The sequence below is a fragment of the Flavobacterium sp. PL02 genome (genome assembly GCF_035013205.1).
GTDB lineage: Bacteria > Bacteroidota > Bacteroidia > Flavobacteriales > Flavobacteriaceae > Flavobacterium.
Genome location: NZ_JAYGJP010000007.1, coordinates 116,187 through 135,954, shown reverse-complemented (window position 1 = coordinate 135,954; position 19,768 = coordinate 116,187). Strand labels below are relative to the sequence as shown.

At 32.7% G+C, this 19,768-nt stretch carries 15 protein-coding genes; 10 read left to right on the top strand and 5 right to left on the bottom strand.

All coding sequences use genetic code 11. The annotated features are described in order from the left end of the window. Positions 1-438: 438 nt before the first annotated feature. The 5 genes from SHI72_RS18155 to SHI72_RS18135 form a co-directional block, all read right to left on the bottom strand. Positions 439-1,953, bottom strand: a complete 1,515-nt coding sequence (locus tag SHI72_RS18155) for a SusD/RagB family nutrient-binding outer membrane lipoprotein (protein ID WP_323490930.1) — start codon at positions 1,951-1,953, stop codon at positions 439-441. A 16-nt stretch (positions 1,954-1,969) separates the two neighbouring features. After that, the gene (locus SHI72_RS18150) at positions 1,970-5,059 is read right to left on the bottom strand and encodes a SusC/RagA family TonB-linked outer membrane protein (RefSeq protein ID WP_323490929.1); all 3,090 of its coding nucleotides are present in this window, start codon (positions 5,057-5,059) and stop codon (positions 1,970-1,972) included. 309 nt (positions 5,060-5,368) lie between these two features. Then, positions 5,369-6,379 (bottom strand): LacI family DNA-binding transcriptional regulator, encoded by a 1,011-nt coding sequence (locus tag SHI72_RS18145; RefSeq protein ID WP_039114058.1) that lies wholly within the window; start codon positions 6,377-6,379, stop codon positions 5,369-5,371. A 343-nt stretch (positions 6,380-6,722) separates the two neighbouring features. Next, on the bottom strand, positions 6,723-7,688 hold the full coding sequence (locus tag SHI72_RS18140) for a type I phosphomannose isomerase catalytic subunit (RefSeq protein ID WP_323490928.1): 966 nt from the start codon (positions 7,686-7,688) through the stop codon (positions 6,723-6,725). A 413-nt stretch (positions 7,689-8,101) separates the two neighbouring features. Further along, positions 8,102-10,204: a glycoside hydrolase family 97 protein gene (locus SHI72_RS18135; RefSeq protein WP_323490927.1), complete on the bottom strand. Its 2,103-nt coding sequence runs from the start codon at positions 10,202-10,204 to the stop codon at positions 8,102-8,104. 268 nt (positions 10,205-10,472) lie between these two features. Here SHI72_RS18135 and SHI72_RS18130 point away from each other — a divergent pair, with 268 nt between their 5' ends. From SHI72_RS18130 to SHI72_RS18085, 10 genes are all read left to right on the top strand, one after another. Continuing rightward, entirely contained in the window at positions 10,473-10,829 is a 357-nt protein-coding gene (locus tag SHI72_RS18130; RefSeq protein WP_323490926.1) for a DUF6769 family protein, read from the top strand. 164 nt (positions 10,830-10,993) lie between these two features. Then, on the top strand, positions 10,994-11,356 hold the full coding sequence (locus SHI72_RS18125; RefSeq protein ID WP_039119087.1) for a heavy-metal-associated domain-containing protein: 363 nt from the start codon (positions 10,994-10,996) through the stop codon (positions 11,354-11,356). A gap of 159 nt (positions 11,357-11,515) precedes the next feature. After that, positions 11,516-12,004 carry a TlpA family protein disulfide reductase gene (locus SHI72_RS18120; RefSeq protein WP_240474733.1) on the top strand — a complete coding sequence of 163 codons (489 nt, stop codon included), beginning with the start codon at positions 11,516-11,518 and terminating at the stop codon, positions 12,002-12,004. A gap of 1 nt (position 12,005) precedes the next feature. Then, a complete protein-coding gene (locus SHI72_RS18115; RefSeq protein WP_240474732.1) occupies positions 12,006-12,533 on the top strand; it encodes a heavy-metal-associated domain-containing protein in 528 nt (175 codons plus the stop codon). Between the two features lie 2 nt (positions 12,534-12,535). After that, the gene (locus SHI72_RS18110) at positions 12,536-13,342 is read left to right on the top strand and encodes a hypothetical protein (protein ID WP_039119090.1); all 807 of its coding nucleotides are present in this window, start codon (positions 12,536-12,538) and stop codon (positions 13,340-13,342) included. 431 nt (positions 13,343-13,773) lie between these two features. After that, positions 13,774-14,133 carry a hypothetical protein gene (locus SHI72_RS18105; RefSeq protein ID WP_323490925.1) on the top strand — a complete coding sequence of 120 codons (360 nt, stop codon included), beginning with the start codon at positions 13,774-13,776 and terminating at the stop codon, positions 14,131-14,133. 154 nt (positions 14,134-14,287) lie between these two features. Beyond that, the gene (locus SHI72_RS18100) at positions 14,288-14,770 is read left to right on the top strand and encodes a TlpA disulfide reductase family protein (protein ID WP_323490924.1); all 483 of its coding nucleotides are present in this window, start codon (positions 14,288-14,290) and stop codon (positions 14,768-14,770) included. Positions 14,771-14,842: 72 nt separating this feature from the next. Continuing rightward, positions 14,843-16,813: a protein-disulfide reductase DsbD family protein gene (locus SHI72_RS18095; RefSeq protein WP_323490923.1), complete on the top strand. Its 1,971-nt coding sequence runs from the start codon at positions 14,843-14,845 to the stop codon at positions 16,811-16,813. 485 nt (positions 16,814-17,298) lie between these two features. Next, positions 17,299-17,979, top strand: a complete 681-nt coding sequence (locus tag SHI72_RS18090; RefSeq protein WP_323490922.1) for a response regulator transcription factor — start codon at positions 17,299-17,301, stop codon at positions 17,977-17,979. Further along, positions 17,976-19,361 carry a HAMP domain-containing sensor histidine kinase gene (locus SHI72_RS18085; protein WP_323490921.1) on the top strand — a complete coding sequence of 462 codons (1,386 nt, stop codon included), beginning with the start codon at positions 17,976-17,978 and terminating at the stop codon, positions 19,359-19,361. The genes SHI72_RS18090 and SHI72_RS18085 overlap by 4 nt, the downstream gene beginning before the upstream one ends. The last annotated feature ends 407 nt before the right edge of the window (positions 19,362-19,768 follow it).

Here is a 19,768-nt window from a genome sequence, read left to right as displayed (position 1 = left end):
ATAGCAAAAGGCAATTTAGCCGTTGGCAGTGGGAGAAGGGTAATTGTTTACACAATTAACGCCTTCTCTTTTTAGGTTTTATTTCCTAGAATAAGAGTAACTAACAAAAATATCTAGACATTATTTCCTTTTTTACGGCTGCCAAACTTATATTAATTTTAGATTGGTGATTTTAGTTCCAATCCCGAAACGCTGGGACGTATTAGATTTTAGATTGCTCAAAAAATCATTTATTTATTTTAAGATCTTTGGAAAGTAATTCCATCTTTTTCAGCAAAAAGCAATTTTTCTGATTGCGAAAAAAAAGGTACTAAAAAACAATATATTAACCTCTTTATAACAAATGTTTTTTTTATAAAAATCAAAATAGAAACTTAAAAATAAGCCGGGAGGATATTTCCTACCCGACTTATTATAACTAATCAACCAAATTAATTATTATTTATCCCACCAAATTCTAGTTGTCATTAAATCCAACCCTTGGCGTTGTATTGCTGCTTTGTAGTTTGCTCCGTTTGTAATTAACTCCGATTGATCGTAAATTAATCTTCTTGGGATTGTTCCGTCAGTTTCTCCTAAAGGATCATTTACTGGTACTAAAACAGGATATCCAGTTCTTCTCCACTCTGAGAATGCTTCGAAACCATTAAATAGTAAAACAATCCATTTTTGAGTAATAATTTGCTCTATTTTTTGTGCTTCTGTTCCAGTAGCTTTAAATGGATGTGCTGTAATATAATCGTTATACTCTGCAATGGTAACTGCTGGTACTTTATCTCCAAAAATTGACAGGATTTGCATCGCTCCTTTTACTCCATCTTCGTAATGTTGCTGAGCTGTTCCTGATACATTCCAACCTTTTGCTGCTGCTTCTGCCAATAAAAATTCTACTTCGGCGTAAGACATAATTAAAGTAGGTGCATCTAAACGTAGTACGGTAGAAGTATTAGGATCTGAGAAAAGTTTTTTGTCTCCACCCGGAAACTCTTTTGCATCATTTGCAAGTCCTTGCTGATCAGCAGGATTATTATTTCCTGAAGCTTCTAATTTTGCATAAACTCTTAAACGTGGATCGTTTGTATTCTTTAATAAATCTATAAAAGTTTTGCTGTATTTTATATTTGATTCTCCTCCGTTTAAGTCATTTCTAACCCAAGATGATGTTATTGGGTTGGTTCTAACTCCTTGTGGTCCTGCATCATGTTTTAATACTGCACTATCAATATTAGAATTAAAAACTCCTTTTGTAAAAGCTTTTTCTACATATTGTTTTGATTTTGCCGGATCTACTTTAGACAAACGCATTGCAACTCTTAACATTAATGAGTTTGCAAACTTTTTCCATTTTGCTACATCACTTTGGTAAAATAAATCTGCATTACCTACAAAAGGTTTATTAGCATCTAATGCGTCTCCTGCTTCATCCAACTCTTTTAATAAATCATTGTAAATAGCTTGTTGCGTGTCGTATTTAGGTGCAAAAATATTTCCGTTATATCCTTGTCCTGCTTCAAAATATGGAATTTCTCCGTACGTATCTGTCAGCTTCTGGAACATGAATACCTTCATGATTCTACATGCCTGAATCATATTTGAGTTTTCTGCAGTTTCTGGCAAAACAGACATCAACTGAAAAATTTGATTCAATCCTTTTCCATATGATTCTCCAAACAATGAACCTGAATATTCTGATGAGTAGGTATATTTAGAACCTGGGCCTCCTAATGAAGAAAATTGTTGTACTATTTGAGCAGCATATCCATTATTTCCTCTTGTGTTAGAATAATCTTGTCCGTCGATATATATTTCAGCAAGTGTGAACATCGATTTTGGTGCTGGATCTATTAATGCATTTGGATTCTTGTTTAAATCCTCGAATCCTTCATCGCATGCTGTGAATGTCATTGCACTAACAATAGCGATACAGAATATTTTTATATATTTATTTTTCATCTTTCTATTTTTATTATTAGAATTTGACATTAAGTGTTACACCATAATTTCTAGTTAAAGGCATAGAAGCTCTTTCAAGTCCTTGTGCATTGCTATTAGAATAATTTGACTCTGGGTCAATGTTTGGCGTTGCACTATAAATTGTCCATAAATTATGAGCAGAAAATGCTAAACTAATAGATTGAAATGGAGAATGTGCTAAATATGCCTTTGGAAAGTTGTAGCTAAAAGAAACTGCTCTTAGCTTAACAAAATCAGCATCATAAACAAAATTTGATGTAATATCACTATAACTTCTCCAGTAATCGTATGCCGAAACGTGTGCACTTACGCTATTTCCAACAGGACCTACTCCCTCTACATCAAATCCGGTTTCACGTCCTTCAACAGTCTTATCTGATAATCCGTAACGTGTTCCTAACTGGTTTGTGGCCGAATAGATTTCTCCTCCAAACTTAGCATCTACAAAAACTGAAAGTGTTAAGTTTTTATAAGTAAAATCATTTGAGAATCCCATAGATGTTGGAGCTACTCCTTGTCCTGCAATAATTAAATCTCCTCTCATGAATTTACCATTAGAATCTAATGCAATGTTTCCTTTTTCAGTTCTTAAATAATCATACGCTTTGATTACTCCAAATGGTTGTCCTTTCTCTAAAACTACTGATGCTCTGGAATCTCTGTTTCCTTCTAATGTTTTGGTAGTAATTTTGTCTGATAAACTCAATACTTCACTATGGTTGTAAGCAAAATTATACCCTACATTCCAACTAAAGTTTTCTGTTTTTATCGCTTTTACATTCACAGCAAACTCAACCCCTTTATTCAAAATCTCTCCTACGTTAATCTTCGTTGTTCTGTAACCTGAACTTTGAGAAATATCTGCATCGGTAATATCATTTGTTGTTTTCTTGTAATAGAAAGTTAAATCTGTACTTACTCTATTCTTGAAGAAAGTATTTTCGAAACCAAACTCGATTGTACTTACGTTATAAGGTTTTAAAAATTTATTAGGAACAGTTTCTCCGTTAACTCCTAAAATAGGTTGTCCTTGAGCCTCTGTTTGTCCGTCTGGTGCTGTATATGTTAAAGCCAAAGCGTACGCCTCTGGCAATGCTCCTCCTACGTTACCCCAACCTGCTCTAAACTTACCGTATGACATCCACTCTGGGAAATCGATAACTTCTGAGTAAACAAAACTTGTACTTACTGATGGGTAAAATGTACTGTTATTAGCAGGATTTAAAGTAGAGAACCAATCTTCACGTCCTGTAACATTTAAGTATAAGAAATTTTTATATCCTATATCGGCAGAATAAAAAAGAGAGTTTACTTCACTTTCTGAGTATAATTTCTCTGTTTTATCTGGCATTGTATTTCCATAAAAGTATTTAAACGGAACGATAAAGTTGTTCCCTTTCATTTTAATACCACTATATCTGTTATGCTGACGGTTTGCTCCAATAAAAGCATCTAATGAAATATCTTTTGCAATATCTCCTTTGTATCCTAAATAACCCGATGCATTAACCTCTGAACGATTTTCGATCCTGTTTTCATAAGATCCTCCTGGATTATAATTAATTCCTGTAGGTTCTATTTCAGTATATTCGTAATTAATATCATCAATACCAATTACTGCCTTAGCGTAAATTTTATTTGTAATGTTATAGTTTACTTTGGCAGAACCTATAAAACGTTTTCTAAGGTCATCGTTTAATGTTTCTTGTGTAGCAAAATATGGGTTAGTTTGGTACGTATTTGCTCCAAAATAATCTGCTTCTCCTCCATTTTCATCATATCCGTTACTTAACCATCTAATATCTGATCCTGGAGTTAAAAATGTAGTAGGAAAAGATGCATTTCTTGGTGAATCATTCAAATAAGGTCTGTTATGACTTTTCTCAGAAATATATTGTGCATTAGTTTCAATACTTACTTTTTCATTTACTGCAGAATTTAAACTCAAAGCAACGTTACTTCTTCCAAAATCTGTTCCTGGTAAGATTGACTCATCTTTTGTATTTCCGAATGACAATCTAAAATTTGTATTCTCGTTACCTCCAGATACTGCTAAAGTATTACTGAAAGAAAACCCTGTTCTATAAAAATTGTCTACATTATTTTTACCATAAGCTTGGTATGGTCTCGTTTGTCCATCAAGAGAAAGTGAAGGAGTTCCGTCATATTTATCTCCCCAGGCAAAATAGTAAGAATCTCTAAGTTCCTGCAAGTTATTAAATCTTGTAGCAACTCCATTTACAGGTGCCCCCGCTCCGTATTGATCTTGCCATTTTAATAAACTTATAGGAGTATTAAATGTAGCGTTTGTGCTAAAATCTACTCCAATTCCTTTTCCTGCTTTTCCTTTTTTAGTTGTAATTAAGATTACTCCATTTGATCCTCTATATCCATAAAGTGCAGATGCCGCACTACCTTTTAATACTGACATAGATGCAATATCATCTGGATTAAATGATGACATACCATCACCTTTATCTGCTCCACCCCACATATTTGCATTTCCTTGCTGGCTATTATCAATAGGAATACCATCTACTACATACAAAGGTTGGTTAAGTCCTGAAGCCGAAGTTGCTCCACGAATTACCACACGACTTGAACCTGATGGTCCGGAAGCTGGTGCAGAAACATTCACCCCTGCTATTTTCCCCTGAAGTGCATTTCCCAAGTTAATTTCTTTGGTTTTTGTCAAATCATCTCCTTTGAGTTCTCCAACTGCGTATCCTAAACTTTTCTTTTGTTTTTTTACTCCAAATGAAGTAATCACAACATCTTTTAATTCTTCTACGCTAGATAGTAATAATATATTAATAGTATTTTCTTTCTCTCCTACTTCTATATATCGTGTAACATAACCAATAGATGATACTGTTATACTAATTCTTCCTTCCGGAACTGTCATTGAAAAACGTCCATCGGTATCCGTTATAGCACTAATGGATTTTCCTTTTACCTTTATTGTTGCAGAAACAATTCCCTTGTTATCTGCATCTGCTACTATGCCTGTTATTGATCGATTTTGTGCCACAGCCCCTAAGCTTGTCAACAATACCATTCCTAACACTGCTAAAATTTGTTTCATACGCATTCGTTTTGGTTTATTTGTTTTGATTTGTTTTTGTGTTTGACTTGTTTGTTTTTAAAATATTAATAAAAAATATGAACTCAATTTTAATATGCCATTCGTAATCTCTAAACTATGAATGTCATTGATTAGCATCAACTTGATACTTCTGCCATTTTGCTAAATCGATATAGTAAACTGATCAAAAAATTTTAACAATTCTTCTTTTTTGATAAATTAAAACTTACTAAAACGATTTAGTAAAAAAATAAAAAAAAACCAAAGTTCCCTTCATTCTTTTTTTTTAGAAAATGGCATTTTATTATATTATACCGATTCTCTTATTATTAAATTTCCTTTTTTACGTATTCCTTCAATAACAAAAGGTTTAATCCCTGTCATTTGATCCATCAATAATTTTATTGCATTTTCGGCGATTTCTTTAATCGGTTGTGCAATAACGGATATCGTTGGTGTATGTAATCGAAAACTATCGTGATCATCAAAACTTATAACCGAAACATCTTCTGGAATCCTAAACTTCATTCCTCTAAAAGCCTGAAGCCCTGCTAATCCCATATAATTTGCCAAAAATAATACAGCATCGATCTTTGGGTTCTTTGTAAAAAAACTGAATATATCGGCAATTTTACTTTCCTCACTACTATTGTAATCCATATGGAGAACAAGGGAATCATTATAAATACCTTCTTCTTTTAAAGCATCTCTATATCCCTCTTCTCTAAGCTTCATCTGAATCATTCCAGAATTAGTATTAACAACAGCAATATTTTTTCTTCCTTTATTTAATAGAAATTTAGTTGCAGAATGCGAGCCTTCGTAATTATCCATAACTACATGACTTACTTTCTGGTTAGGAAAATATCTATCTATTAATACAACTGGTTTTTGCAATTTTAAAAGTAGGTCTATGCTTTTTTCCAACTTTTCTGTTGGTGTAATTATAAAACCATCCACATTAGCTTGCAAAAGACTATGTATCAATTCTTCAGAACGTTCATCATCACCACCTGTACTACAATAAAAAACTCTATAATCAATACTCTTAGCTTCGTCCTCTATAACTCTGGCAAGATCTGCAAAGAACTGATTCGAAATATCTTCAACAATAAGTCCGATAGATCTAGTCTTTCCTGTTCTAAGACTTGTCGCAATCATGCTAGGTCGATAATTAAGCTTTTCGGCAACTTCTTGCACTTTTTTAATTACCGCAGGACTAATGCCCATTTTTTCGCCTTTATCATTAATGACAAAAGATACAGTAGATATAGACACTTGCGCCTCAGTGGCAATATCCTTAATAGTAATCTTTTTCATCTAGCGAGTTAATTTTTTATTAAGCTGTTATTAATTATATCACAAATATATATAAAAATAGTTACTAAAACGATTTTGTAATTATTTTTTTTAAATAAACCATTACTTTATAGACACTTATAAGAATTATCATCAGTAATTATAAGTGTTTACCGATTAATTAGCATATTTACTTAGTGGTCAGTATTCAGTTTACAGTATTCAGTAGCAGTGGTCAGTAACAGTCTTCAGTAACAGTGTTCAGTCTCAAAACCTTTGTCTCTTTGAACCTTAGAATCTCAGTACCTTTGCCACTCAGAACCTTTGTCTCTTTGAACCTTTGAACCTTAGCATCTCAGAACCTCTAAATAAAAACTTCCAAAATTGATGCTTCTCCATTTAGCACATAAGCATCCATAGCTGCAGGAATTAAAACCGTATCTCCTTTTTTATATTGATACGTTACATTTTCATATCTAATTTCAAAAGTTCCCTCAATACACATATAAACTGTAAATGTCTCTCCTTTTTTATTCACTTTAATTTCTCCGTCCAGCGGAATAAAATTTGTTGTGAAATAAGGACAATCTACAACTACATTAGATTTATTTACAGTCTTTTCATATTTCTTATACGTATCAACTTTATTATAATTAATGGCGTCTAAAGCTAAATCCACATGTAATTCTCTTTTGTTTCCCTGAGCATCTACTCTATCAAAATCATATAAACGATACGTAATGTCTGATGTTTGCTGAATTTCGGCAACAACCAATCCTGCTCCAATAGCGTGAACAGTTCCTGTTTCCAGAAAAAACACATCACCCGCTTTGGCTTTTACATCATCAAGAATAGAAACCAACGTTTTATTGTTTAGATTCTCTAGATATTCTTCTTTACTTGAATCTTCTTTAAAACCAACAATAATCCTTGCATCGGTATCAGCTTGCATAACATACCACATTTCGGTTTTACCAAATGAATTATGACGCTCTTTTGCCAACTGATCATTAGGATGTACTTGTATCGATAAATCTTCGCGAGCATCTAGGTATTTAAACAATAATGGAAATTGATTCCCGAATCGGGTATAAACAGCTGTTCCCAGAATTTCGTTAGGCAATGCATCAATTAAATCTGTTAATGATTTTCCTTTTAATTCGCCATTGGCAACAACACTAATATCTCCTTCTACTGTAGATAATTCCCAACTCTCTCCTGTAATTTTAGAAATGATAGGTTTGTTAAGGACTGTTTTTAATTTTTCTCCGCCCCAAATTCTCTCTTTTAAGATTGGTTCAAATTGTAAAGGGTAAATTTTTATGCTCATTTTTTGTGTCATTGCGAGGAACGAAGCAATCTCATCCTCAGGTTAATATTTATTATTTTGTTATTAATTCCATGGATTGTCTAAAAGGGAACGCGGATGACGCAGATTCGCTATCGCGAAGACACGGATAAAAGCGGATTTTTAAAACAATATCTGTTTTGTCTTTTTACCACAAATTGCAAAAATTTTCTCAAATTATTTTTCATCTAACTTAAATCTGCTCAATCTGCGTGAAACAAAAATCTTTTTAATCCTTTTAATCTGTGGCTAAACTTTTTCTCTCGCAGATTTGGCAGATTAAGCAGATTTTTTTATCAAAGATTAAAACAAAAAAATCCGTGTTCATCCGTAAAATCCGCGTCATCCGTGTGCCATTTCTACATCTCACATCTCACATTACCACTTTTCACATCTCACATTATAGAAATTGCCACGCCACCACTTGCTGCTAATTTTTGTTTTAATTTAGTTTTACTGTTTACAGTTACTTTTCGGATGTTGTACGATTGCGGATTGGTTTTGTAATCTGCCGTTTTTCCGTCTTCGTAAATCGTTGCAGTAAATGATTTTCCTGCAGGCAAGAAACTAAAATCAATCATAGCCGTACGTGAGTTTTCATCTGTGATTCCGCCTACAAACCATTCTTGTTTCCCTTTGGTTTTTCTTGCAATGGTAATATAATCTCCAGGTTCAGCTTCGAGGATATATGTTTCGTCCCAATCTAATGCAACATCTTTTATAAACTGAAATGCATCTGGAAAACGCATATAATTTTCTGGTAAATCGGCAGCCATTTGCAACGGACTGTACATGGTAACATACAATGCCAATTGTTTTACTAATGTTGTACTTAACTTGTTCTTTTTGGATCCATAAACCGATAAATCTCCCTGAAAAATTCCTGGTGTATAATCCATTGGACCTCCCATAAGTCTAGTAAAAGGTAAGATTGTTGTATGATCTGGATGAATTCCCTCCATGGCTTCAAACTCTGTTCCTCTTGCCGATTCCTGAGCAAACCAGTTAGGATAAGTTCGGTGCAAACCTGTAGGTCGAACTGCCTCATGAGAATCTACCATAATCTTATGCTTCGCAGCTTCTTTGGCAACATACGTATAATGATTCACCATTTGTTGTCCGTCATGATGCTCTCCTCTCGGAATAATTGGTCCAACATATCCTGTCTTAATCGCATTATAATTATTATCGACCATAAAATTTAATGCGTCATTTAATTGTCGCTCATATTCGCCAGTCGAAGATGTGGTTTCATGATGCATTACAATCTTCACGTTCTTTTTACTTGCATAATCCCTTAAATCTTTTACATCAAAATCAGGATATGCTTTGGTAAAACTATATATGCGTTCTTTCTTAAAAGCCGTATTATCTTCCCAACCTTCATTCCAACCTTCGACTAGAACAGCATCAAAACCGTTTGCAGCAGCAAAATCTATATATTCTTTTACATGTTTCGTATTTGCTCCATGTGTTTTATTAGGTTTTAATTTAGAGAAATCGGTAGAACCAATAACAACATCTTGATTATCTGAGTATGCCCAAGTAGATCCGCCGCCTGTAAAATATTCCCACCAAACACCAATATATTTCACTGGTTTAATCCAAGAAGTATCTTCAAAATTGCATGGCTCGTTAAGGTTCAATATCATCTTTGAAGCCAAAATATTTCTAGCATCATCACTTACAACAATTGTTCGCCAAGGCGTAAAACTTCCTGTTTGAATATATCCTTTATTTCCTAAAGCGTCAGGAACAAGATGTGAACTCAGCGAATAGGTTTTATCATCGACATTAAGGCACATTGCAGGATAATTTTTTAAAGCTGCTTCGTGGATATTGATATAAAGTCCTGCATCGGTCTTTATCATTAAAGGTGTTTGTGTTGCCAGATTTTTAATAGTTGTTTGTGCAGCCAAAGAAACATGAGTTGCATTATATACCAAAGATTGCATCTCGGATATTTTAGAAGTTGTATAACTATATTCGTTGGTATCATAATCTCCCGGAATCCAAAAAAGTTTATGATTTCCTGTCAAGTTAAACTCGGTTGTTTCTTCCTGAATAATAAAGTGGCGCAAGTTATCTTGCACAGGAAATTCATATCTAAAACCTAAACCATCATTAGACAAGCGGAAATAAATTGATATTTTTCGTTTGCTTTTCTCTTGAACAAGCTCCGCTTTTAATTCATTATAGTGATTTTGTATTTCTTTTTGCTCCCCTAAAACAGGTTTCCAAGTACTATTTTCTGACTGAAATTTGGTATCAGCAATCTGGAAACCTTTATTCAGCATGATATCAGATTTTATGATAAAGCCTAATTTACTTTCTTTAATCACTTCTTTTTTCTTATAACTCAAAGAATAAATTGGTGTTCCTTCAGGATTTAAATGAAACTCTAAAATCAAATTTCCATCGGGCGATTTAAGTTCCTGAGCATTCACAAATGCAGTTGAAACAAAAGTAAAAAAGCAGATAAAAAGTATATTTTTCATAATTTTAAGAAAGTTATATGAATTGCTAAATCGATTTAGCAAACATAATAAAAAATGTCATACTTGCATACTTAATACAAAAATTATGATTATAAAATAATTAATCTCGCATGAATATGAGAATATATCTAGTTAGTATTCAAAAAATTGTAAATAATTACAAACCTAAAAGCAAGTATTAAAAAGTACTAAAAATCAATCAACCTAAAAGGTTTATAAAAAAATTAACAACTACGACAGCCAAGAAAAAGTATCTTTGCCCTCAACTATGACAAAAAAGTTCTACATATTGCTACTCGTTACGCTTGGTTTCCTTATGGGACCAACGCTTACTTATGCGCATGGAACAAAAAATGAAATGTCATGTTGCAAAAAAGAATCTACAACAAAAGACTGTTGCAAGAAAAAGCATTCTAATAAAAAAGAGCATAATTGCGATAACAGTTGTTCAGGTAATTCTTGTGGTTCTACAACTGCAAACTGTGGTTTTTCGCCAATGGCACTTTTTCAAACAGAAAACAATTCACTTTTTAGTTTTTCTGAAAGAAAGCAAAATTACTTTTATTCTGAAATCTTTATTTCTTCAGATTTCCGTTCTATCTGGCTTCCACCTAAAATAAGCTAGATTTAATTTACCGACAGCCATAAGTCTGTCTCATTCAAAGTCATTTTAAGGCTTTAAATCAAAAAAAACATTTTTTAATCCCAATTCTATTCGCAGAAATAGCTGTATTTGCTATAGTTTCTGTTATGTTTTAGGATTAATCCATCCAAAAAAAATTACATACAATGAACTCAATAAAAAAATTATTGATGGTAATGACTCTATTACTATCAGTTACTTACGCCAGCGCGCAAATAAAAAACAAATCTACCGAAACTGTAAAAATCAATGGTAACTGCAGTATGTGCAAAAAAACCATCGAAACTGCAGCAAACATAAATAAGGAAGCCAAAGTAAACTGGAATGAAAATACTAAAACGGCAACTATTACTTACGATAACAAGAAAACTAATCTTGATGCTATACTAAAACGTGTTGCTGATGCAGGATATGATAATGAAAAATTTACTGCACCAAATACAGTTTATGATGAACTACACGGATGTTGTCAATATGATAGAGACGCAAGCCCAAAAAAGGTGCAATAATCTTAATCATTTAAATAACCATGTTTGCCTGTAATGCTAAATGGAGCGCAGCTTGAACCATATAAGTCATTTAAGAAAATATAAGTTTTAGATGCTTCTCTTAAATGAACTTACATTACTTACATGGTTAGCCTACACACAAACATTAAAAAAAATATCATGTTCAAAATAAAAAATATAATCACATTATTCGTCCTTGTAGCGACTGTTTCTATAGCAAGTGCACAAATAAAAATAGGGGATTCTTTTCCAGATGTTCAGCTTCAAAATAATAAAAATGCTACCGTTAAACTAAATTCTTTTAAAGGAAAAACAGTTTTAGTAGACTTTTGGGCTTCTTGGTGTGCTCCTTGCCGAATGGCTAATAAAAAATTGGTAAAACTATATGACCAATACAAAGGTCAGAACTTTGAAATCGTAGGAATATCAATAGACATCGACAAAACAAAATGGTTAAAAGCGATTGAAAAAGATAAAATGAAGCACCAGCAATTAATCGATCCTAAAGGTTTTGATGCTAAAACGGCTGTAACTTTTGGAGTTGATGCTTTGCCATCGACCTATCTTTTTGATGCATCAGGAAAACTGATTGCTATAAACCCAACTGAAGCGCAAATAATTGCTCAAATCAAAAAAAACAAAAAATAAAATGAAAGCCTTACATATAAAATTCATAGCCGCAGCACTTTTAACAGTAATAACGAGTGTAAATTCTTATTCTCAAATCACTAAAGCCGAAATAATGGCAACAGGATTAACTTGTTCTATGTGTTCTAATGCCATAAACAAACAATTAAAATCTTTTACAGAAGTAGATAGTATCGCTACAGACTTAAACACAAATACGTTTACGGTTTACTTTAAAAAAGATAATTCATTACAACCTAAAGTATTAAAAAAAGCAGTTGAAAAAGCTGGTTTCTTCGTAGGTTCATTGGTGTTAACAGCTAAATTTCATACTGATAAAATCGAAGATAATACAACCTTAAAAGTTGATGATGCTACTTATACTTTCATCGATATTAAAAACCCAGTAGCTCATGCTGAAGCAAAATACAGAGTTCTGGATAAAGGTTTTGTAACCCAAAAAGAGTACAAAAAACTAGTTAAATCATATTCTAAGTATCCTGGTTATGCTACAGAAAATGAGGATGAATATTACTTAAAAGCATTATAAAAATGAAATATCTATCATTAGTCTTCCTATTTTTTATTTCATATAATATAGATGCCCAAGAATTATTTGTAGTAACCGAACCCGCTAGTAACGCTCCGGCGGGTTCTATCGGGGTTCGTGTTGGGCAATCACTTATGGATAACAAACACGAAAGTGGTTCTATGTACAATTTAACGCCTGAAGTTACTTGGGGAATTAATAAAAATCTGATGGTTCGTACCTCAGCGTTTTTAAGTAACCAAGAAAACGGATTGGGTCTTAAAGGTGGTGGTTTTTATGCCAAATACCGATTCTTTTCTGTAGATGATTTACAGAGTCATTTTAGGATGGCTGCCTTTGGGCGATACAGCTATAATAACTCCTTTTTTAATCAGGAAGCTATAGACCTGGCCAACGGAAATTCTGGTTACGAAGCAGGTTTAGTAGCAACTCAGTTAATTCATAAAGTTGCCTTGAGTTCATCTGTAAGTTATGTGCGTGCGCTTAACAACCCAGATTATAGTTTTCCAGATGCTTTGGGAAAAAATGCTGTAAACTATACGTTTTCGGTTGGTAAATTAATGTATCCAAAAAAATATACGAGTTATAAGCAAACTAATATTAATGCAATGTTGGAATTTACAGGACAAACAATTACTGAAAATGGAAAATCATATATGGATGTAGTTCCTTCTATTCAGTTTATCATCAACAGCCAGGCGAGAATAGACCTTGCTTACAAAAAAGAATTGTATAGCTCAATGCAACGTGCCGCATCTGATGGTGTTTTCTTAAAATTGGAGTATACTTTTTTTAACGTAACTAAATAATTTTTAATCTATGGTGAATTTTATTTCACGCAGATTTAAAAAGATCTAAGCTGATACAGGCAGATTTATTTATAAACAAAAAATTGAATCTGCTCTAATCTGCAAAATCTGCGTGAAACAAAAAAGTTTTTAATCTTTGGCTAGAATTATTTCTCGCAGATTTAAAAAGATCTAAGCTGATACAGGCAGATTTATTTATAACCTAAATTTAATCTGCATTAATCTGCAAAACCTGCGTGAAACAAAAAAGTTTTTACTCTTTGGTTAGAAAAAAAATAAAGATAGAGACATACTTTTGATTGTGTAGAAGGTCGTTTTACACAATAAATTAGGTCTCATTCCAAACCTAACAGGTTTTAAAAATCTGTTAGGTTTAATTATATAGAAATTAACACCTAGTCTGATAATTAAATTTTATTTTCGCATTTCTTATGGCAAAAAAATTCTACATACTATTAATTATTACGCTTGGTTTCTTTTTGGGACCTACGCTTAATTTTGCCCGTGGAATTAAAACAGAAAAGATATGTTTTAAAAACAAAACATTCTTAAAAGCCGCTTGTAAAGAAACAGACTTTAAAACAAAAGAACACAGATGTGCTAATGGTTGTATAGAAAGTGCCGCAGATTGTCCTGTAGTTTACTGTAGTTATTATTCACCAATGATTTCTTTTCAAATAGACAATCATTCATTTTTTAATTTTTCTGAAAGAAAGCAAAACTATTATTATTCAGAAATCTTTATTTCTTCAGATTTCCGTTCTATCTGGCTTCCGCCAAAAATAAGCTAGATTCCTTTTGCGACAGCCATAAATGCGTTTTATCCAAAACCATATTAAAACTGTAAATCATTTAAAAAAATCCAATCCTATTCAGGGAATATAGCAGTATTTGTTATGTTTTCTGCTGTGCTTTGGAATTAACTCTTTCAAAATTACAAAAACAATGAATTCAATAAAAAATATATTGATAGCAATAACCTTATTACTATCTGTCACTTCTGTTAATGCACAAATCAAGAAAGGTGATGCTTATCCAAATATCCAATTACAGAATAATAAGAATAAAGTACTCAAACTAAATTCTTATACAGGAAAAATAGTTTTAGTAGAATTTTGGGCATCTTGGTGTCCGTATTGCCGAATAGCCAACAAAGATTTGGTGAAGCTATATGACAAATACAAAGGGCAAAATTTTGAAATTGTTGGAATATCAGTAGATATTGAGAAAGCAAAATGGTTACAAGCCATTGAAAAAGACAAACTGAAACACCCACAATTAATAGATCCAAAAGGATTTGATGCTAAATCGGTAGCAATATTTGGAGTAAAAGGAATACCAAGTACCTATCTTTTTAGTACTTCAGGGAAATTAATTGCCATCAATCCAACAGAAGCACAAATTATTGCTCAAATCAAAAAACAATAATTATATCAATATATAACATTATATAAAAATCAAATTATCACCAGAACAACTCGTTCTTATTAAACTTATAAAATGAAGAAAATCTTATATTTATTATTACTGGTTTTTGCTTTTGCCAAAGTCCAGGCACAGATTATAAACCCTGTGAAATGGGAAGCTTCAATGGAGAAAAAATCCACCTCAGAATTCGTTCTTTCTTTTAAAGGAGCTATCGAATCTGGCTGGCATGTATATTCTCAATTCACTCCCGAAGATGGTCCGCTGCCTGCCGAATTCCTTTTCCATGATAACAAAAACAATTATGAACTTATTGGAAAAGCAACCGAAAGTGAAACTAAACGTGCCTTTAATGAAATCTTTGGCGTAGATGAAATCTTCTTTTCAGATAAAGTAGTTTTTACTCAATTAGTCAAACAAATTAATCCTAAGAAAGAAACAATACAAGTAGAACTTGCTTATCAAGTTTGTAAAGAAAACTGTATTAGCGAAACGAAATATTTTGAGTTTAATCTTAAAACGCTCGAGGCAAAAGAAATACAAGCTGCTGATATTGCAAACGAAAAAACGACCAAGGTTGATGCAAATACTGTAGTAGAAAAGCAACCAGAATCGGATAAATCTGACTCTAGTTTATACATGATTTTCTTTATTGCTTTCTTATCTGGTTTTGCAGCATTGCTTACTCCATGCGTATTCCCGATGATCCCAATGACGGTAAGTTTCTTTACAAAACAAAGTAAAACCAAAGCCAAAGGAATCAAGAATGCAATTATATATGGCGTTTCTATCATCTTGATTTATGTATTTCTAGGAAGCGTAATTACTTTACTATTTGGTGCCGATGCTCTAAATGCTTTGTCAACCAACGTTTGGTTTAATGTTATTTTCTTTGTGTTATTGGTCGTATTTGCTTTATCCTTTTTAGGTGCCTTCGAAATCATGTTACCTAATTCATGGGCTAATAAAGTGGATCGTCAAGCGGATAAAGGAGGAATATTAGGAATCGTGTTCATGGCATTGGCACTTGCAATCGTTTCTTTTTCTTGTACTGGACCAATTATCGGAACTTTACTTGTAGAAGCAGCATCTAAAGGCGGTATTGCTCCAATTGTTGGGATGCTAGGTTTTTCATCTGCTTTAGCATTACCATTTATGTTGTTTGCAATGTTCCCCGGTTGGTTAAATACATTACCAAAATCTGGTGGATGGCTAAATACTGTAAAAGTATTTTTAGGTTTTCTAGAACTGGCTTTAGCGTTTAAGTTTTTATCAAATGCCGATTTGGTTCTGCAATTACATTGGTTTGAAAGAGAAATTTTCTTAGCCATTTGGATAGCGATATTCGGTACGTTGGCACTCTACTTATTCGGAAAAATAACCTTGTCACATGATTCTCCTACAACATCTATTTCGGTAGGAAGATTGTCTATAGGATTAGTTGTATTGGTATTTACCATTTATATGATTCCGGGATTATGGGGCGCACCTTTAAAACTAATAAGTGGCTTCCCTCCTCCTATGACGTATAGCGAATCTCCTTATGGTGTAGGTGGCTCAAACAAGCAAACTGCATCGGCAATAGCATTACCAGACGGAGCACATAAAGGTCCGCATGATATCATGGCATTTACCGATTATGAAAAAGGATTGGCCTACGCCAAAAGTGTAAACAAACCAATTCTCTTAGATTTTACAGGATTTGCTTGTGTAAATTGCCGAAAAATGGAAGATTACGTTTGGTCTGATCCACGTATTTTATCAATCTTAAATAATGAAGTTGTATTGATTTCATTATACGTTGATGACAAAAGAGAATTACCTATCGAGGAACAATATGTATCGAAAGAAACAGGCAAAAAGATAAAATCAATAGGTAATAAATGGAGTGATTTTCAGATTACCCGTTATAAAGCAAATGCCCAGCCGTATTACATTATATTAGATACTAATGAACAAAGCTTAAATAAACCTACTGGATATACGCCAGACATTACTGAATATGAACAATGGTTGAAATCTGGAATTCAAGGATTTAAAAAATAGTTTTTAGAAGATATTAACCGTAAAGTTCGCAAAGAGTTACGCAAAGTACACGAAATTTTAAAATCTGTGGCTAAAGATGGAACGCGGATGACGCGGATTCGCTATCGCGAAAACACGGATAAAAACGGATTTTTAAAAAATTAAAATCTTTTAATCTGTGGCAGAGAATTAACCGCTGAGTTCGCAAAGGGCTACGCAAAGTACGCGAAGTTTTAAAATCTGTGGCTAAAGAAGTATTCAGTACAAGTATACAGTCTCAGGACCTTTGCTCCTCTGTACCTCTGTACCTCTGTACCTTTGAACCTTTGAACCTTTGCATCTCAGAAACTCAGAATCTTTGCAACTTAATAAAAAAGGTTATCCGAAAATAATTTGGATAGCCTTTTTTTGTAATAATTTCATTACTAGAATCGTCATAGACAAAAAATATCTTATTTTTTATATTTGAAGGCTAATCTAAAAAAGGAAATAGTAACTTTATAACGATGAATATTTTAGTAATAGAAGACAACCAAAGAGTAGCCGAACTAATCCTAAGAGGACTTGAAGAACATGGATTTATACCTACAATCGCTTACGATGGTCGCTCAGGAAAAAAGTTAGCCCTTAGTAATCAGTATGATTTGATTATAACAGATATTATTTTGCCAAAACTCGACGGACTTGATTTATGTAAAGAAATACGATTAGTAAAACCCGATTTACCTATAATAATGCTGACAGCTTTAGGCACAACCGACGATAAAGTAGAAGGTTTTGATGCCGGAGCAGATGATTATCTGACTAAACCTTTTGAAATGAGAGAGCTTTTAGTACGAATAAGAGCTTTATTAAAACGCAGTAATAACAACATAAATAATACTGGATTTATCTTAAAATATGCCGATCTTGAAATGAATCTGCAAACCAAAAGCATAAAAAGAAATGAAACTGAAATAAACCTTACTCCAAAGGAATTTAAGCTATTAGAATATATGCTGCAAAACTCTGAACGTGTTTTATCCCGAACAGAAATTGCAGAAAAAGTATGGGACACGCATTTTGATACTGGAACCAATTTTATTGATGTGTATATAAACTATCTGAGAAAAAAGATTGATAAAGATTTTGATAAAAAACTCATCCATACGCGTTCAGGAATGGGATTTATTTTGAAAGTAGAATGAAAATCCGAACCCGATTAACCATATTATTTACTTTAATAACAGCCACTATCTTATTAGTGTTTGCTGCTATTATATTGATTTCTGCTAAAGAAAATAGAGAGAAAGAATTTTATGCTTTATTAAAAAAAGAAGCAATTACAAAAGCAAACCTGTTCTTTAATGCTAAAGTAAATAGTAAAACTCTACAAAACATTTACAAGAATAATAGAGAAACATTAAACGAGGTAGAAGTTGCGATTTATACAACTTCCTTCCAATTATTATATCATGATGCTGTAGACATTGATGTTGTAAAAGAGACAAGACCAATGATCGATGAAATCGCAAAAAAAAGCGAAATACAATTTTATCTGAATGATTGGCAAGTAATCGGAATTAAGTATAAATTTCAGCAAAAGGAATATATTGTTACTGCTGCGGCTTACGATGGATTTGGCTATATCAAATTACATAATTTGCTTAAAACCTGTATTATTGTTTTTATAATATCCATTTTGCTCCTTTATATGGTTGGTCGTTTCTTTTCAAAAAAAGCATTCGAACCTATTGTTAGAATGACAAATCAAGCGCAAAATATTTCTGCTACAAATCTTAAATCACGCATTGATACAAACGAAAGTAAAGATGAAATTTCTGAGTTGGCAACTACTTTTAATAAGATGCTAAACCGTTTAGAAAACTCTTTTGATTCACAAAAACAGTTTGTATCTAATATCTCTCATGAACTACGAACTCCACTTTCTGCTATTATTACAGAGCTAGAAATCTCAACTAATAAAGAACGAAATAACGAGGAATATAAAGTTGTTATTTTAAATACATTACAAGACGCTACCAAATTAGCCAAACTATCTAATAGTATTCTTGATCTTGCCAAAGCAAGTTATGATCCGTCAAAAATAGCATTCAAGCAAGTTCGTATCGATGAAATTTTACTAGATGCCTACCAGCAAGTTCAAAAAGCAAATCTTGATTATAATATCTCCATTCATTTTGAAAGTGATTTTGAAGATGACAATCAAATTTCGATTAATGGAAATGAATATTTATTAAAAGTAGCTTTTCTAAACTTATTCGAAAATGGCTGTAAGTTCTCAGATAATCATCAAAGTAAAGTGAATATTTCGCTCCAAAATGATAAAATTATTCTGCAATTTATCGATAATGGTATTGGTATTTTAGAAGAGGATTTAAAACATATTTTTAAGCCATTCTACCGAGGTTTAAATAAAATTTATGCTGACGGAAATGGTATTGGATTATCTTTAACCGAAAAAATCATCTTACTGCATAAAGGAACTATCTCCGTTACTTCCGATAAAAAATCAGGTACTATATTTACCGTTATGCTTTACCATGACATCAAAAACACTACAGATTAAAGTTGGAGCCTATTAAGGAGCGCGGATGACGCAGATTCGCTATCGCGAAAACGCGAAAAAAAACAGATTTTCTCCCAATACCGTACTAAAAATTAAAGATTTAGATTTGAATATTTTTTTAAAATCCGTTTTTTTCCGCGTCTTTACTTTTGTAAATCCGTCTCATCCGCGTTCCATTATTTGACGTTAATCTTTTAGCATCTTTGTGTAAACCCGTATCATCCATGTTCCATTATAAGATACCGTCTCTAATAAAATTCTAATTTTTTTCTAAAACATCTCTAACAGCCCCTCTTCAGGGGTTGTTCTATTTTTGCACCATTATAAACGGAAAATAATTTATTCTATACAATCTAAAATGGACATTCCTCCTCTTCCCAGTAAACAAAAATTATAAATTTCGCTTC

Excerpts from the sequence above, each read along its gene's own strand:
- SHI72_RS18155 (WP_323490930.1), bottom strand. The coding sequence starts at position 1,953 with ATGAAAAATAAATATATAAAAATATTCTGTATCGCTATTGTTAGTGCA.
- SHI72_RS18150 (WP_323490929.1), bottom strand. The coding sequence starts at position 5,059 with ATGAAACAAATTTTAGCAGTGTTAGGAATGGTATTGTTGACAAGCTTA.
- SHI72_RS18145 (WP_039114058.1), bottom strand. The coding sequence starts at position 6,379 with ATGAAAAAGATTACTATTAAGGATATTGCCACTGAGGCGCAAGTGTCT.
- SHI72_RS18140 (WP_323490928.1), bottom strand. The coding sequence starts at position 7,688 with ATGAGCATAAAAATTTACCCTTTACAATTTGAACCAATCTTAAAAGAG.
- SHI72_RS18135 (WP_323490927.1), bottom strand. The coding sequence starts at position 10,204 with ATGAAAAATATACTTTTTATCTGCTTTTTTACTTTTGTTTCAACTGCA.
- SHI72_RS18130 (WP_323490926.1), top strand. The coding sequence starts at position 10,473 with ATGACAAAAAAGTTCTACATATTGCTACTCGTTACGCTTGGTTTCCTT.
- SHI72_RS18125 (WP_039119087.1), top strand. The coding sequence starts at position 10,994 with ATGAACTCAATAAAAAAATTATTGATGGTAATGACTCTATTACTATCA.
- SHI72_RS18120 (WP_240474733.1), top strand. The coding sequence starts at position 11,516 with ATGTTCAAAATAAAAAATATAATCACATTATTCGTCCTTGTAGCGACT.
- SHI72_RS18115 (WP_240474732.1), top strand. The coding sequence starts at position 12,006 with ATGAAAGCCTTACATATAAAATTCATAGCCGCAGCACTTTTAACAGTA.
- SHI72_RS18110 (WP_039119090.1), top strand. The coding sequence starts at position 12,536 with ATGAAATATCTATCATTAGTCTTCCTATTTTTTATTTCATATAATATA.
- SHI72_RS18105 (WP_323490925.1), top strand. The coding sequence starts at position 13,774 with ATGGCAAAAAAATTCTACATACTATTAATTATTACGCTTGGTTTCTTT.
- SHI72_RS18100 (WP_323490924.1), top strand. The coding sequence starts at position 14,288 with ATGAATTCAATAAAAAATATATTGATAGCAATAACCTTATTACTATCT.
- SHI72_RS18095 (WP_323490923.1), top strand. The coding sequence starts at position 14,843 with ATGAAGAAAATCTTATATTTATTATTACTGGTTTTTGCTTTTGCCAAA.
- SHI72_RS18090 (WP_323490922.1), top strand. The coding sequence starts at position 17,299 with ATGAATATTTTAGTAATAGAAGACAACCAAAGAGTAGCCGAACTAATC.
- SHI72_RS18085 (WP_323490921.1), top strand. The coding sequence starts at position 17,976 with ATGAAAATCCGAACCCGATTAACCATATTATTTACTTTAATAACAGCC.